This window comes from Companilactobacillus sp. FL22-1 (assembly GCF_043951805.1).
GTDB lineage: Bacteria > Bacillota > Bacilli > Lactobacillales > Lactobacillaceae > Companilactobacillus.
Genome location: NZ_JBINJY010000001.1, coordinates 270,448 through 285,602 on the forward strand (window position 1 = coordinate 270,448; position 15,155 = coordinate 285,602).

At 37.5% G+C, this 15,155-nt stretch carries 18 protein-coding genes; 9 read left to right on the forward strand and 9 right to left on the reverse strand.

Translation table 11 applies throughout. The features are described 5' to 3' along the window. Positions 1-51: 51 nt before the first annotated feature. The 4 genes from murQ to ACG72T_RS01270 are packed head-to-tail and all read right to left on the reverse strand — an operon-like array spanning position 52 to position 4,371. The gene (murQ, locus tag ACG72T_RS01255; protein ID WP_395264124.1) at positions 52-945 is read right to left on the reverse strand and encodes an N-acetylmuramic acid 6-phosphate etherase; all 894 of its coding nucleotides are present in this window, start codon (positions 943-945) and stop codon (positions 52-54) included. A 5-nt stretch (positions 946-950) separates the two neighbouring features. Continuing rightward, on the reverse strand, positions 951-2,012 hold the full coding sequence (locus ACG72T_RS01260; RefSeq protein ID WP_395264125.1) for a MupG family TIM beta-alpha barrel fold protein: 1,062 nt from the start codon (positions 2,010-2,012) through the stop codon (positions 951-953). Between the two features lie 10 nt (positions 2,013-2,022). Next, positions 2,023-3,453, reverse strand: coding sequence for a PTS transporter subunit EIIC (locus ACG72T_RS01265; RefSeq protein WP_395264126.1), 1,431 nt, complete (start codon positions 3,451-3,453; stop codon positions 2,023-2,025). Between the two features lie 18 nt (positions 3,454-3,471). Beyond that, complete coding sequence (locus tag ACG72T_RS01270; protein ID WP_395264127.1) at positions 3,472-4,371, reverse strand: alpha/beta hydrolase; 900 nt, start codon at positions 4,369-4,371, stop codon at positions 3,472-3,474. Positions 4,372-4,575: 204 nt separating this feature from the next. Between ACG72T_RS01270 and ACG72T_RS01275 the strand changes: the two genes are divergently transcribed. From ACG72T_RS01275 to ACG72T_RS01310, 8 genes are all read left to right on the forward strand, one after another. Then, positions 4,576-5,496: an aldo/keto reductase family oxidoreductase gene (locus ACG72T_RS01275; RefSeq protein ID WP_395264128.1), complete on the forward strand. Its 921-nt coding sequence runs from the start codon at positions 4,576-4,578 to the stop codon at positions 5,494-5,496. Between the two features lie 182 nt (positions 5,497-5,678). Further along, positions 5,679-5,936 carry a GlsB/YeaQ/YmgE family stress response membrane protein gene (locus ACG72T_RS01280; RefSeq protein ID WP_395264129.1) on the forward strand — a complete coding sequence of 86 codons (258 nt, stop codon included), beginning with the start codon at positions 5,679-5,681 and terminating at the stop codon, positions 5,934-5,936. Between the two features lie 10 nt (positions 5,937-5,946). Then, positions 5,947-6,498 (forward strand): alkaline shock response membrane anchor protein AmaP, encoded by a 552-nt coding sequence (gene amaP, locus ACG72T_RS01285; protein WP_395264130.1) that lies wholly within the window; start codon positions 5,947-5,949, stop codon positions 6,496-6,498. A 10-nt stretch (positions 6,499-6,508) separates the two neighbouring features. Then, positions 6,509-6,703: a hypothetical protein gene (locus ACG72T_RS01290; protein WP_395264131.1), complete on the forward strand. Its 195-nt coding sequence runs from the start codon at positions 6,509-6,511 to the stop codon at positions 6,701-6,703. Positions 6,704-6,706: 3 nt separating this feature from the next. Continuing rightward, on the forward strand, positions 6,707-7,123 hold the full coding sequence (locus ACG72T_RS01295; protein ID WP_395264132.1) for an Asp23/Gls24 family envelope stress response protein: 417 nt from the start codon (positions 6,707-6,709) through the stop codon (positions 7,121-7,123). Positions 7,124-7,138: 15 nt separating this feature from the next. Beyond that, on the forward strand, positions 7,139-7,570 hold the full coding sequence (locus ACG72T_RS01300) for an Asp23/Gls24 family envelope stress response protein (RefSeq protein WP_395264133.1): 432 nt from the start codon (positions 7,139-7,141) through the stop codon (positions 7,568-7,570). Positions 7,571-7,657: 87 nt separating this feature from the next. After that, positions 7,658-8,518, forward strand: coding sequence for an NFACT RNA binding domain-containing protein (locus ACG72T_RS01305; protein ID WP_395264134.1), 861 nt, complete (start codon positions 7,658-7,660; stop codon positions 8,516-8,518). A 68-nt stretch (positions 8,519-8,586) separates the two neighbouring features. Beyond that, a complete protein-coding gene (locus ACG72T_RS01310; RefSeq protein WP_395264135.1) occupies positions 8,587-9,228 on the forward strand; it encodes an FMN-dependent NADH-azoreductase in 642 nt (213 codons plus the stop codon). A 53-nt stretch (positions 9,229-9,281) separates the two neighbouring features. On the opposite strand, the gene ACG72T_RS01315 is transcribed toward ACG72T_RS01310, so the two are convergent. The 5 genes from ACG72T_RS01315 to kduD form a co-directional block, all read right to left on the reverse strand. Then, the gene (locus ACG72T_RS01315; RefSeq protein WP_395264136.1) at positions 9,282-10,301 is read right to left on the reverse strand and encodes a sugar kinase; all 1,020 of its coding nucleotides are present in this window, start codon (positions 10,299-10,301) and stop codon (positions 9,282-9,284) included. Positions 10,302-10,338: 37 nt separating this feature from the next. Beyond that, positions 10,339-11,004 (reverse strand): bifunctional 2-keto-4-hydroxyglutarate aldolase/2-keto-3-deoxy-6-phosphogluconate aldolase, encoded by a 666-nt coding sequence (locus ACG72T_RS01320; RefSeq protein WP_395264137.1) that lies wholly within the window; start codon positions 11,002-11,004, stop codon positions 10,339-10,341. Continuing rightward, positions 11,005-11,961 carry a sugar kinase gene (locus ACG72T_RS01325; protein WP_395264172.1) on the reverse strand — a complete coding sequence of 319 codons (957 nt, stop codon included), beginning with the start codon at positions 11,959-11,961 and terminating at the stop codon, positions 11,005-11,007. A 63-nt stretch (positions 11,962-12,024) separates the two neighbouring features. Further along, positions 12,025-13,362, reverse strand: coding sequence for a PTS galactitol transporter subunit IIC (locus tag ACG72T_RS01330; protein WP_395264138.1), 1,338 nt, complete (start codon positions 13,360-13,362; stop codon positions 12,025-12,027). A 40-nt stretch (positions 13,363-13,402) separates the two neighbouring features. Beyond that, on the reverse strand, positions 13,403-14,230 hold the full coding sequence (kduD, locus tag ACG72T_RS01335; protein WP_395264139.1) for a 2-dehydro-3-deoxy-D-gluconate 5-dehydrogenase KduD: 828 nt from the start codon (positions 14,228-14,230) through the stop codon (positions 13,403-13,405). A gap of 161 nt (positions 14,231-14,391) precedes the next feature. Here kduD and ACG72T_RS01340 point away from each other — a divergent pair, with 161 nt between their 5' ends. Next, complete coding sequence (locus ACG72T_RS01340) at positions 14,392-15,147, forward strand: IclR family transcriptional regulator (protein ID WP_395264140.1); 756 nt, start codon at positions 14,392-14,394, stop codon at positions 15,145-15,147. The last annotated feature ends 8 nt before the right edge of the window (positions 15,148-15,155 follow it).

Sequence of the window (15,155 nt, forward strand, 5' to 3'; positions counted from 1 at the left end):
AGGATATCATTCACCACTCTAAGTAGTAAATAATACCTTTATCTATTAAATTTATTTCTCTATCGCTTTACGAACAAACCCATCTGATTCATTCAATTTCTTTTCTGCTGCAGCCTTATCCAGACGATCGGCAATCATAACGATTGCATCCTTCACAGAATAGTCTGCTTCTTCCAAAACCTGCTGCGCAACTTTCTCTTCCACTCCAGTGACCTCAACGACAATATTGATTGCACGCTGAACCAATTTTTCATTAGTAGGTTTAACATCAACCATCAAATTTCCATAGGTTTTACCAATGCGAACCATGGCACCAGTTGATAACATATTGAGAACCATTTTTTGAGCGGTTCCTGATTTCAAACGCGTCGAACCAGATAACACTTCAGGTCCAGCGACTACTTCAATTTTGGTCTTGGCGTGTTGACTAATTATTGAATCATGATTACAGGATAAAGCTATAGTTTCAGCACCAATTTCTCGTGCGTAGTCTAAGCCCCCGACAACATAAGGCGTTCTACCGCTAGCAGCAATACCGACTACCACATCTTCTTTAGTTAATTGTCGCTTTTTTAAATCACTGGCCCCAAGTTCAACATTATCTTCAGCACCTTCAACAGCTAAAGTCATTGCTTGACCACCGCCAGCAATCAATCCTTGAACCATTTCAGGATCGGTTCCAAAGGTGGGAACACATTCGGCCGCATCCAATACACCCAGACGACCACTAGTACCAGCACCCATGTAAAATAGGCGCCCACCTTTTTTAAACGCTGCAGCTATTTTATCAACTGCTTCGGCGATCTTTGGTATCTCTGATTCGATAGCAAGTGGTACCTTTCGATCTTCTTGATTCATTACCGCTACTATTTCTTGGGCACTCATTTGGTCTAAATTGGTCGTTTGCGGATTACGACTCTCAGTAGATAGTTTTTTTATATTCATAGCATTTATTTCCTAACTTTCGTTTCTATCAATTTAATTGCCTGATTAGCCTGACAATATTCAGTTAATTTGATATCATCTTTTACTATTTGTCCGATTACATTGACAGTCTTATCTGCTGGCAACTCTCTTCTCATCAGCTGTAATTCTCCCTGATAACGTTCAGCTAATTCATTATCAATCGTTATAGCGCCACATTTACGTATAACGGCATTATCGGGAGCTATTCTTTGATGATTAAGGCTTCGGCCTTCTCGTAATCTGACAACATCACGTGCTACGTCAGCTCGTTGATGAAAAATATGGTCAATATAATCAGGTGCCTTAAATAAGTCAACGTGGATCTTTAAGATTTTCTTTCTAAAATAACTTGTGAATTGTTCTAAAGTAGTCTCTTTCAAAGCTGGATCGCCGATATAAATTCGATCGACTCTTAACTTTTGCATTTGCAAGGCAGATACAAAAGGATTCTGATAACGTTGTTCTTCTAAGGTCGGTAACCCTTTATAAACTGGAGCTCTTAAATTCTTATCACCAGCCACAAAAGACATGACACAAAAGCCATTTGCCTGGAGCCACTTATTTTTAGCCTCGAACCAGTCTCTATCAAGTCCTGTATTTTCACGTGGATAATAGTTATGCCAAGCTTCCAAATTAGTAAAATCAGCTTGATTAGCTTGCAATTGCTCAATATCCGACTGACTGATTGTACTAGCATTCAAAGCAATTTTTATTTTTTGAGAAAGTTGTGCCACTCCGGCATTATTAATTCCATCGTCAATTCGTAACATTGTGACATGCATTTGCTCGAAAACTTTCAAATCCTCTGGCAATTTCAAATTGAGTCGCTTTAAAGAACTAGCCGAAATATCTAGTGTCAATTCTAGATTATTTGTCTGGCATAGCTCTCCAAGATCTTTTAAATTAGCTAACAATATTTGAGGATCATCTTCAGGTAAATTAATTGACGTAAAAACACCAGTAAATCCCGCCAGAACAAATTTATTGAATTCTATCAAGTCGGACTGATCCATTTTTTGATGTAAATAAGCTGAGAATCCTAGCATAAACTTCCCTCTATTCTGGATAAATTTCATTGATTCTATTCTCATCAACCCCAAAGAACCAAGTTACGATAAAGCCGCCTAGATAGGCAATTAATAAGGCTAAGAGATAGGTCAATTGTTGACCTGGTTGCATGATCAATAGTCCGAATAGTCCGGAAACACCTTGTGAAACTGCACCTAGATGGAAAAGTGAAGCAAAGATTCCACCAAAACCAGCACCAATACTTGCGGTCACAAAGGCTCTACCTAATGGTAATGTCACAGCATACATCAAAGGTTCACCAACTCCTAGAATTGCAACCGGAATGGAACTCATAACCATCTTTTTGAAACGTTTATTCTTCGACTTGAAATATAAAGCAAAACCAGCGCCAACTTGGCCACCACCGGCCATCATTAAGATTGGCAACAAGTAGTTGATACCGTGAGTTGGACCTGTTGGATCATTCAAAAGAACATGAATTGGTGTTAAAGCTTGATGCAAACCGACTGAAACTAAGGCCAAGAAGGTTGACGATAGAACAAATCCACCAAAAATACTCAATTTGGTATAAACGAAGTCCATAACAGTGTAAATTGCTGTCGTTAACCAAGCACCAGCTGGTTGCAAAAAGACGACTGCCAGTAAGGAGCCAATAATAACTGTCAACAATGGCGTAAAGAATGTATCCAAAACACTAGGCATGATTTTTCTGATATTTCTTTCCAAAATGGCAAAGAAGATACCCATCAACAAAGCAGTAATCAAACCACCGACACCAACTGTAAATGGTGCATGAGTGAATGGCATCGAGATACCTTGAGAACTCAGTGGTGAATCAGTAATTTTAATTCCCAAACAAAGTGTTCCACCGATACCACCTAGAATGGCACTACCTTTAAATTCTCGTGCAGCATTCATTCCAACAAAGATTGGCAAGAAGGTGAATAGTCCCCAGCCTAAAGTCTTAATAGTCATGTACCACCAATCAGTTGAAAAAGCTGATCCTGTTTGATAATCAATAACGTTAGTTAATCCGTTGATCAACCCAGCTGCAATAATACCAGGCAATAGTGGAATAAAGACGTTAGCAATGTGTTGAAGGCCACGTTGTAATGGTTTATCATGTTTAGCCTTATTCGCTTGTTTATTCTCTTTAGCGATATCTTTAATGTTTTCTTCACCAGTTTCATCATCGGTATCACTACCTAGAGGAACTCCAGTTAGTTCGGCAAATGGTTCAGCTATTTTATTAACTTTACCTGGACCTAAAACGACTTGTAGCGTTTCAGCTTTCACAACTGCTAGGACACCATCAATTCTCTTCAAACCTTCTAGGTCAACTTTTGATTCGTCCTTAATGCCTAATCTAAGTCTCGTCATACAGGCAACATTGGCCGTAACATTGTCTTTCCCGCCGACTTTTTTCAGTATTTCATTGGCAATTTCTTTATTGTTCATCTCTGTCTCTCCCCTCGTCTAAAATTCACCCATCAGCCAGTTATATGCTTTTGGAGTTGCTTTAGTCCAATAATTCCAGTTATGGTTATCGCCACTATCTTTTACATACTTGATTGAGACTTTATTCGTATCTTTTTTTACATCTTTCACAAAATGATTAACGTCTTTAATTGGCACAGTCGTGTCATCTGACGTTGTCTCAATATAAAATTTAACTGGTTTGGTCTGCTTATTGATATATTTAGTTGGAAATAGTCCGTTATAAACCTTGTCTGACCAGTTAGTCTTTCCATCAGTGAATGCATGCATATTTTGTCTGATCAGATTACTCTTAGGTAGTTTGTACCAGACTGATGGTGAAACCATGATAGCTTTTGAAAAGTAATTTGAATATTTCAAAGATAATCTAGCTGCTGCGTATCCACCCATAGACACCCCACCAACTGCATGTTCACTTCTCGATTTCGATACTTTGTATGTTGAATTGATCTTTGGAATCAAATCTTTCATGATGGCACTTTCAACAGGTAGGCCACCTTTTTGATTCACGTAAAAGCTGTTGAATCCATCTACGAAAACAACAATTGCCTTAGTGTTATTACGCTTCATAGCACCATCTAGCATTTGTTGCGAATTGAATCTCTCTAATAAATTACGATGATTTCCGTATAATCCATGCATCATGTAAAGAACTGGATAACGCTTATTAGCCTTTGGATTATAGCCAGCTGGTAAATAAACATCATAGTTCCAATCTAAATGCATTTGTTTCGAATAAAGCGTTGTCGTTGTCACTGTACTGATCGGTGAAACTTTGGCAGCTGCTGCTTGAACGTCATTGGTTGAAAAAGCTGCCATCCCTAACATCCCCACAAAACTAGCGACAATTACTAAAGCTTTCTTTAAATAAGATTTCATACTATTTAGCTCCCCTCTTTTTGTTATCGCTTACAATTAGATGATAATCCTTTCAAATTAAATTTCAATAATTTTAAAGAAAACATTGGAATTCCAAAATATAGTTTCATGAACATACAGATTGTAAGCGTAATCTTTGCGGTTGACTTATCCCAACTCACACTCAATAATTGAATTGACATTTAAATTATTGGAGGCATTTTTATGAAACAACTTTATATCGGTGATACTAGTTGGCAAGCTTCAGCTATTGCTCTTGGCATCATGCGCATGAACAGCTTAACTCCAGAACAAGCGGCTAAAGACTTGGAGGTCGCTTCTGACAGTGGCATTAACTATATCGATTCGGCTGACATTTACGGTGGCGGAGACTCTGAAAAGATCTTCGGTGAGGCTCTTAAACAGAGTAGTTTGACTCGTGATGACTTTTACATTCAATCAAAGGGTGGAATTATCCCTGGTAAAAGTTACGATTTTTCTAAACAACACATTATTGATGCGGTCGATGGTTCTCTAAAGAGAATGGGACTTGATTACTTAGATTCATTCTTGCTCCACCGTCCTGATCCTTTGATGGAGCCCGAAGAAGTCGCGGAAGCCTTTGACGAATTGCAAAGATCTGGTAAGGTTCGTCATTTCGGTGTTTCTAACTTCAATCCTCAACAATACTTATTAGTTCAAGAAGCAGTTGATCAAAGATTGATGTTTAATCAATTACAATTTGGTATCATGCACACAGGTATGATCGATTTCGGTATGCACACCAATATGACAGATACTCGTTCAATTAATCATGATGGTGGAATTATCGAGTTCTCCAGAAGAATGGGCGTTACGATTCAAGCTTGGTCTCCATTCCAATATGGTATGTTTGCCGGTACTTTCATCAACAACGACAAGTTCCCTCAACTGAATACGGAACTGCAAAAACTAGCTGATAAATATAATGCAAGTAAAAATGCGATTGCAGCGGCTTGGATTTTGAGACATCCTGCCAACATCCAAGTTATCATCGGTACAATGAATCCTGAACATATCGCTGATAGTGCCAAGGGTGGCGACATCGAGCTAACAAAACAAGAGTGGTATGACGTTTACTTTGCTGCCGGCAATGATTTACCTTAAAAAAATTTTGAACCTAGCAACCCCCTTGTGGTTACTGGGTTCTTTTTATTTTGCATAACATTCTTCATATGAACTTAATTAGTTATTTCTTGCACAAGATTTCGGAACTAGATATATTGGAATCATAAATAAAGAGATTAATTGTATAAAATAATTAATCTTTAAAGAAAGGGATGTTAATTATGTTACACGCAATATGGGTACTTATCATCGGAGGAGTTATCGGCGCAGTCGCAAGTATGATCGTCAATCGTAATATGCCTATGGGGTGGGTAGGCAATATCATTGGTGGTTTACTAGGTGCTTGGCTTGGTGAAAGCCTCTTAGGAACTTGGGGACCAGATGTTGCCGGGATGGCAATTTTCCCAGCAATAGTTGGCTCTCTAATCGTAGTTCTACTAATTTCATGGGCTCTAAATAGCTTCAAACGTGCTTCTTAAGGTGTAGCCTATGAGAAAACCTGTTCGAATATTCTTAATAATCGCCGCATTATTAGGAATCATCCAAACACTTTGGTTCATAACCATCACCTACCCGCTTCCACCAGTCACTAGAATTATTAAACAACTACCAGTACTTAATTGGCCGTTTCATTACCTAGCACTTTTCTTGGCAATTATCTCTGGAATAACTTTCCTAGCAATTCTAGTGTATGGTTTGTTCGCTAGTTCTTCACATAGTGACTTAAGTTTTCAATCTAACAAGGGAAAATTAAATATTTCTCGCAGTTCAATCGAAAAACTTTTGAAAAACCATCTGAAGGAAAATTTATCCTTGCATAATGTCGATGTAAAAGTAAAATTGCTTGGCAGAAGACGTGCCGCCAAAACTACAATCTCAGCGACGAGCGATCAACGCATGAACCTGACTGAACAAGGAGCTCAAATTAAACAACTGGTAATGAATCAGTTGCACAATGACTTGGGAATCCCCGTTAAAAAAGTAATTGTTAATTTGGACCCACACGTTCAAGGTGACGGCAACGCTCCTCGCGTAGTCTGAGGTGCAGCTTATGAAAAGAAGAATTATCGGCTTTCTGATTGGCAGCTCAATTGTTCTTCTCTGGATCACCTTAGGTTTCTTTAACCTAATCCTGATTATTTTGGCAGGTCTAGTGGGATATTTAGTCGCTGCTTTAACTGGAAAAGCCGAAGAAAAAACTGACTTAAGAATGAAATTGATCAAATTTCTACAGCTAAAGGAGTAAATTATGACAGACCAACAGTTAAACAATGATTTAGTTAAAAACAGTAAGTTAACTTTTGACGAAGACGTTATTGCAAAAATTGCTGGTATGGCCATACGTGACATTGAGGGAATCCTATCGCTTAACGGAAATCTTTTTGACAGTATTGCCGATCGCCTTCGCAGTAAAGAAGACATTACTAAAGGAATCAACGTCGATGTCGGTGAAAAACAAGCCGCAATTAATGTCGAAATAATCCTTGAATATGGTAAAAATGCTCATGATGTCTTTAGAAACATTCTCAATGCCGTCGACTCAGCCGTTACAGGTATGACTGGCTTAAAAGTTGTTGAGACAAATGTCTATGTCAAAGATGTTATGACTAAAAAAGAATGGCAAAAGCAAAATAAGCAAGATAAAAGTAATGAAAGAGTAAATTAAAGCGAGGTTAACAAAATGCCAAATCAAAATAATAATCCTAGTAACAACCAAAATAATAATCAACCCAAAATCGAAAAAGAGTTAAACTTCTCTGATAAAGTTTTAGAAAAAATCGCTAACCATACCGCTAAAACTATCGACGGAGTTTTATCATTATCTGGTGGTGCTATCAGTGACTTCACTGACAGATTTATCGACAATCCAACTAAAGGTGTGAACGTGGATACCGATGATGACAAGGTTTCCTTTGAATTAAAAGCTGTCTTGGAATATGGCAAGTCAGCTCCTCAGATCTTTGATCGGATCGTCAATACCATCAATCATTCAGTTAAGGAAATGACTGGAAAAGACGTCGATAAGGTTTCATTAGAAGTTAATGACGTTATGACAATGAGCGAATGGAAAGATCAAAACAAGTCTAAGAAAGATAAAAACAACGATAAATAATCACCTACACCAAGGGTCTTAGTCAAAAACTAAGACCTTTTTTTGATGCTATAATACTGTTATAACGTTATGAATTGAGGCTACAAAATGTCAACTGAACCAGCAATAAAAGTTACCGATGAAGTCATTACAGCAATGAAATGGCAAATCGACCATACTCAAAAACAAATTTCATCCCTAGAAAAAGCTAGCAAGCGTTTGGGTGATACTGAAATCCTCTTAGTGAAGGGAACTTTACTACAAACCTACTCTAAACAAATTGACCTAACCAAAGGGTTCGTCATCTTGCCAGACTATCGCCAAGAGGGACAAGAAGTCACAATTTATTTTGATCCTAAAAAATCGATCATGGCTAATGCCGAAGAATATTTCCATCAATATCATCGTGACAAACGGGGGCTTGAGACCATTTACGGCAACCTCCAACAGGCAAAATCAAATCTGGAGAAACAACTGCAACGACAGAAAAATTTTGATCCTACTGATGAAAAACAAGCTGCTATCATCAAACAACAATTGATTGCCGAAGACGCCATAAAAACTCATGTGCTTCATTCGTCTAAACCCCAAACACCAGCACACCCAAGACACTTTTTTACTAGTGATCACGTCTTAGTTGAAGTCGGCAAAAACAGTCTCCAAAACGACCACCTCACCCTGACAGCTAAAAAAGATTACTATTGGATGCACGTTTCTGAATTAGCTGGTTCGCATGTCGTTATTCACAGCACTAATCCCAGCGAACAAACCTTACTGGAAGCTGCTAGTTTAGCCGCTTACTACAGCAAAGGCCGGGGATTGAAGCAAGTCGCCGTAGACGTCTTAAAAGTTCGCCAATTGCATAAACCTAAAGGTGCCAAACCAGGACTGGTTTTATTTACTGGTAAAGCCAGAACTTTGACTGTCTACCCAGATGGCGATATGGCACAAAGACTCGCTGAAAAGTAATATATATATCTTTTGAAAGCTTTGATAATTGACTATAATTGTAGTTAAACAAAAAAGAGGTCTTTAATATGTCAAAAGTACTAGTTATTTATGCACACCCAGAGTCTGCCAAACAATCATCAAGCTATCAATTGTATCAACATTTTCTGACCGCCTATACTGCCAAGAACCCAGAAGATGAAATTATTGTTCATAATGTTTCTGAATTTATGCCATTTCCTTTGAATAAGCTATCTCTTTCCATCTTCAATAAGCACTTTACCAAAGAAGCCTTAACCAATGATGAAAAAGAGTTCAACGACGCTCGTCAAGAATGGGTCAATGAATTCATAAATGCTGATAAATATGTTTTTGTAAATCCAATGTACAATCTTTTTATGCCGGCTGAAATGAAGAGTTACATTGATGTTATTATGCAAGCTGGTCAAACTTTCCACTACAACGCTGATGGTTCAACCACTGGTGATCTGCACAACAAAAAAGCCATCCATCTTCAAGCTAATGGTGGCAACTACCATAACGAGTTAACCCCTAAAGATAGTCCCATCGACGATCTGGCTGACAAATATCTCAAGATGATTTTAAATATGATCGGCGTTACTGACTATTCAGCTGTTTTCGCCGAGGGTATGGACAAGGATCCAATGCATGCGAATGAGATTCTTGCTGCCGCCTTTGATCAAGCTAAATTAGCTGGTGAAAAGTTTTAATTCAAAAAAGTCTCTTAACTAATCTAATTAGGGTTAGTTAAGAGACTTTTTTATTAACGACTCATTGCGGAAATCTTAGTCATATTATTCAAGATTTCTCTCTCATTCACTAGATTCAAATCGCCTGAAATCGTTAGTTTTAATACGCTAGCTGAAATAGCATAATCGATCAATTTTTGGTTATCGAATTCATGAATTAGACCATGTACTAGACCTGCTCCAAATGCATCGCCACTGGCAACTCCTTCATACACGTGCATATTATAGATTGGACTTTCGTACATTTGACCATCTTTCAATAACAATGCTGTCCACTTACTATCTTCAACTGAATTAATATTTCTCAAAATACTGGCTACGATACTACAATTGGGATACTTTCTAACAACTTCTTGCATACCATCTTTAAAACTATTGCTCTGATCGATACCATGTTCCATATCACCATCAAAAGCCTTGATACCCAAGCTATTTTCAAAATCTTCATCGTTGGCTAAACATACATCAACATATGGCATTATTTGACTAGAAAATTGTTGTGCTTCACCAGAGCTCCACATTTTACCTCGATAATTAGTATCAAAAATAACCTTAATTCCATTTTGATGACAATATTGACATGCAATAAGTAACGTTTCTCTCATTTGATCAGAAATGGCAGCTGTAATGCCAGAAAAGTAAAAGTAGCTCATTCCGGATAAAAGACTATCCCAATCATATTCATCAGCTTTGGAATCAGCAAACGAACTCGCTTTTCGGTCATAAACAACATTAGTACTTCTTACACTAGCGCCTTTTTCAAAGAAATAAATTCCTAAACGATTACCTCCATATAAAATCTTGCTCGTGTTCACTCCATACTTATTCAGGGTATCGACCGCTGAAGTACCTAGTAAATTTTGAGGAAGTTTAGTCACATAACTGGCTTGGTCACCTTGTAAAAGCAATGATACAGCGACATTAGCTTCTGAACCACCATAAGCAGCTTCGAATTCATCGGACTGAACGATTCGTTTGCACCCAGCTGGTTTCAAACGAAGCATCATTTCTCCGAAAGTTAAAACCTTTTCCATAATATTCTCCAATCCACAATAACGATCAAGTCTGCTTTTAGACTAAAAGTTCCTTATCATTTATTTTTTCAAATTCATTGTGGAATGCCTCTGCATTATTTTTAACTTGTTCGTAATTGTCGTCTTTTCCTGGTCCAACAAGGCTACCACCAACGCCAACTACAAATGATCCACTAGCAAACCATTCCTTCATGTTGTCTAATGAAACCCCACCACTAGGCATGATATTGATATTAGGGAATGGTCCTTGTACTTCTTTGATAATTCCTTTTCCGGCAATTGAACCTGGAAATACTTTGATCAAATCTGCCCCATAAGTTAATGCTTGTTGAATCTCAGTCGGTGTAAAGCACCCAGGTACATAAGGAACATTATATAAATTACATACTTTGGCAGTTTCAGCATTAAATGAAGGACTGACGATGAACCTTGCCCCTGCAATAATTGCAATTCTTGCAGTTGGCGCATCTAAAACGGTTCCTGCACCAACGACCACGGCTTCATTAGCAATATATTCATCACTCAAACGTTTAATAGTTACGTCTGCATTTGGAGAAGTAAAGGCCAATTCAATTGCTGTAACTCCACCATCTATGCAGGCTTTTGAAATTTTATATGAGTTTTCTTCGTTGTAACCTCTAACTACAGCAACGACCCCATTTTCTTGAATTTTTTTCAATGAATCGAATTTTAATAATGTCATTTATTCCTCAACCCCATTTTCTAAGTAATAATTGTCTAATTCATTTCGCATAGGATAGCCATCGTTATCTCCATGCGTCCTGACTTGTAACGAACCAATTGCATTGCCTCGCTTAGCCGCCTGATCATAGGATTTATTCTCAAGTAAAGCCGTTATAACGCCGAGTGCATAACCATCACCAGCACCGACAGTGTCAACAACCTCTTTAACCTTAAATCCTGATATCATTGCGCTATGTCCATCTTTGGTCTTAACATAAGATCCTTTTGCACCTGTTTTTACGAAAACTGCCTTAGCTCGACCTTGTAAATAAAAGTCAGCAATCTTTTCTGGATCATCGTATCCGGTTAAAATCTTTCCCTCATTTTGACCCGGAAGTACGATATCAGCGTAACTAGCTATTTTATTGATCGTTTTTACCATCGTTTCCTTATCAGTCCACAAGGCTGGACGTAAATTAGGATCAAAAGTTAAGGTAATATTACTTTTATTGGCCTTTTGTGCTAGTAAAATGCTTGTACCTAAAGCATCAGAAGAACTAGCGGGAAAGATGCCGGTCAAATGAATTATTTTAGTATCGCTATAGTCAATTTTTTCAATAATATTTTGATCAATATGTGAAGCTGCCGATCCTTTTCTAAAATTAAAGACAAATGGATCGCCCTGACTTACTAATTGTTTCATTTGATAACCTGTATAGAATTCCTTGCTAGTCATCAAGTAGTCAGTATTAATTTTACGTTTATTCAATTCATTTCTGATAAAGTCTCCCTGGGGATCATCACCAACTTGACCAATATAATCAACTGAATGGTTTAGGCGACGAGTGCCCACAGCTACATTCAACTCTGCTCCACCGATAACCTTATTAAAGTTCACCGAATCTTGAATTGTACTGTCAGGATCAGTTGAACACAGAACCACTAGAGGTTCACCAATGGTAAGTAGTTCACTCATCATATCACCTCTTCCAAATGAAAAATCTCCCTGAAGATTTTGACCCCAAGGAGACTCCATTAATTACATACCTTTTTTGATTTCTTTTCTGTTCCAGAACATTAAACCAGCAACGATAACTGCTAGTACAATGGCACCAATAATAGGTAGATTTGCAGTGGCTTCATATACAATCCAGGCTAATGGACTGGCTGCAAAGTCAATACTTGCAACTGATGAAGTACCTGCAGGAATCAAACTTGGTTGAACTGCTTTTACAGCGAAAGTGAAGATTTTTGCAATCGCTGTTGCTGAAAGAACACCAAAGATCAAACTAAAAATACCTGTTAATAATGTCTTAAGAACATTTCCTTTAGTATATGGAAGTACTAATGGGAATATATAAATCAAACCAGACAAACTAGCTAATGGTAAGAATTCATTTCCAGGAATAACAACTGACAAGAATAAAATAATTGGAATCAATAGTAGACTTGCTACCAAAGTAACAGGATGACCAATTACTAGAGCAGGAGTCATACCAATATTGAACTCTCTACCTTTAAATTTATTTTTAATGATTTCTTGTGTACGTTTGGAAATTGGTGAAAGTCCTTCAATAAATAATCCTGTAATTCTGGGAATCAAAACCATGACAGCGGCAAGAATAACACCTAATTGAAGAATCTTAGCAACTGGATAATGAGCAAGTGCACCAATCAACATACCAATGATTACACCCAAGACAATTGGATCACCTAAAACACCGAACTTTTCTTTCATTTTATCGGCATCGATATCAACCTTGTTGAGGCCAGGAATACGATCAACAATCCAATTTGTTACTATTGCGAAAGGAATAAAACCTACACAGAATGCTTGTGGAATTGAGATCCCGGTTAGATCCTTACCATAAAAACTCTCGACTTTCTTTTGAGATCTGTCCGCACCAATCAATGTGATGATAATGGTAATGATTGCTGCGAATAGTCCCCACCAAAAGTTCTTTGTAGCAAAGTAAACAATTGAACCAATAAAGGCAAAATGCCAGTAATTCCAAAGGTCAATATTTAATGTTTTAGTCGTTCCAATGACTAACATTAAAACATTAACTAATAGTCCCAATGGAATAATAATCGCACCAACTGACGTACCAAATGCTACTTGTGAAGCGGCTGGCCAACCAATATCAAGTGTATATAAATGTAAATGATAAGTTTTGACCATGGCATTAACAGCGGGACCGATATTATCTGACAACAACTGAGTAACAACGCTCAGTCCGACGAAACCAACACCAACTTTAAGTCCAGATACTAATGATTTACCCCAGCCCATTCCGATAAGTAAACCAAGAATCAGGAATATGATAGGCATCATTACACTAGCACCCAACGACATAATGTAATTTATGACAGCCATGAGTAACCCCCCAGAGATTATTTTTGTTTAAATACCAAAATTAACGAACTAAATATCCACCATCAACAGGAACAATAGCTCCATTGATATATGAAGCAGCGTCACTTGCTAAGAATACGGCTGGTCCCATCAATTCATAAGGTTCTGCCCAGTGACCTGCAGGAATTCTGCCAAGGATTTCATCATTACGTGACTTATCAGCACGAATTGGTGCAGTGTTCTCAGTCTTAATATATCCGGGAGCAATAGCATTAACTGTCACATTATAAGCACCCATTTCTGAAGCAAAGGCTTTAGTTAATCCAGCAACACCGTGTTTTGAAGCTGTGTATGAAGGAATGAATTTACCGCCTTGGAATGAGAGCATTGAACCAATATTAATAATTCTTCCGGATTTTTGTTCTGCATATACTTTAGAAACTTCTAATGATAAGTAATAAACAGCATTCAAATTAATATTAATTACACGATCCCAGTCTTCATCTTTAGATTCTAGGATTGGATTACGTTTAATCATTCCGGCATTATTTACCAAGATATCAATGTGTCCAAACTTATCAATTGCAGTCTCAATGACTTTCTTGGCAGCACCGGGAGCTGTTAGATCCAAATCCATAAATTCAACTTTTTGACCCATACTTTCGATCAATTCTCTAGTATTGTCCCATTCCTTCTTGCCGAAAGTTGGAATAAAAATATCCGCACCAGCACGAGCCATGGCAATCGCATAACCTTGTCCTAAACCAGTATTACCACCGGTGATAATAGCAACTTTGCCTTTAAGACTAAACTTATCCATCCCAAAGTTGTTTTTTAATTCTTCCTCATGTTGACGAATTTCTTCTGCACTTTCATGAATTTCTGACATTGAAAAACCCTCCTGTTTATATTTCCTATTAGGAAATGACATTTCTTATTTACAAGAAGAGTTTATACCTTGTTTTTATTTTTTGCAAGCCCTTTCACAAAAATATATAATTCCTATATGCTTGAATTACGGGTATAATTAAAAGAAAAAGAGGTGTTCCAATGTCTGATCAACATTTATACGGCGCCGTTTTACTGAAGGCTAAGGAAATATTAGATTTTATTTCAGACTCTAAAGCAGCCCCAGGTTTAAAAGAAATAAGTGCCCATATTGATACTTCTAAATCAACTGTCCTTAAAATCCTACAAACACTGGAATATTGCGGATTTGTAAAATCCTATGGTGCTACAAAACAATATTATTTAGGAACTGTATTTCTTAAATATGGCGATCAAGCTTCACAGAGTTTCGATTTGGATAAAATAGCAATGCCGTTTCTTAATAAGCTACGAGACCAAACTACTGAGGCAGTCAATCTAGGAATAATTGAAAACGATAAAATCGTTTTGTTAGATAGAGCCAAAAGTACTAACAGTATCCATTTTGATTTAGAGCTTGGGGGAGCAATGGATATGTATTCATCTGCTATGGGTAAGGCCGTTTTGCCTTATTATTCTGATAAAAAAATTGAAGAATATTTGGATAAAACTGCTCTGGTAAAGAAAACAGATAATACTATCGTCACTCGTCAGGGCTTGTTAGATAATATTGCCCAGGCAAAAACTAACGGTTACGCCATTGATGATATTGAAAACCAGGAAGGTGTCTATTGCATCGGTTTTCCATTAGTGAAAAATAATCAGATTTTTGGTGGATTTAGTATTAGTGCTCCGGTATTCCGGCTCACTGATGAAAAGAAAAATAAGTGGATCCAATATGGTTTAGATACAAAAGAAAAAATTGTTGAACAATTCTAAAAAAAGTG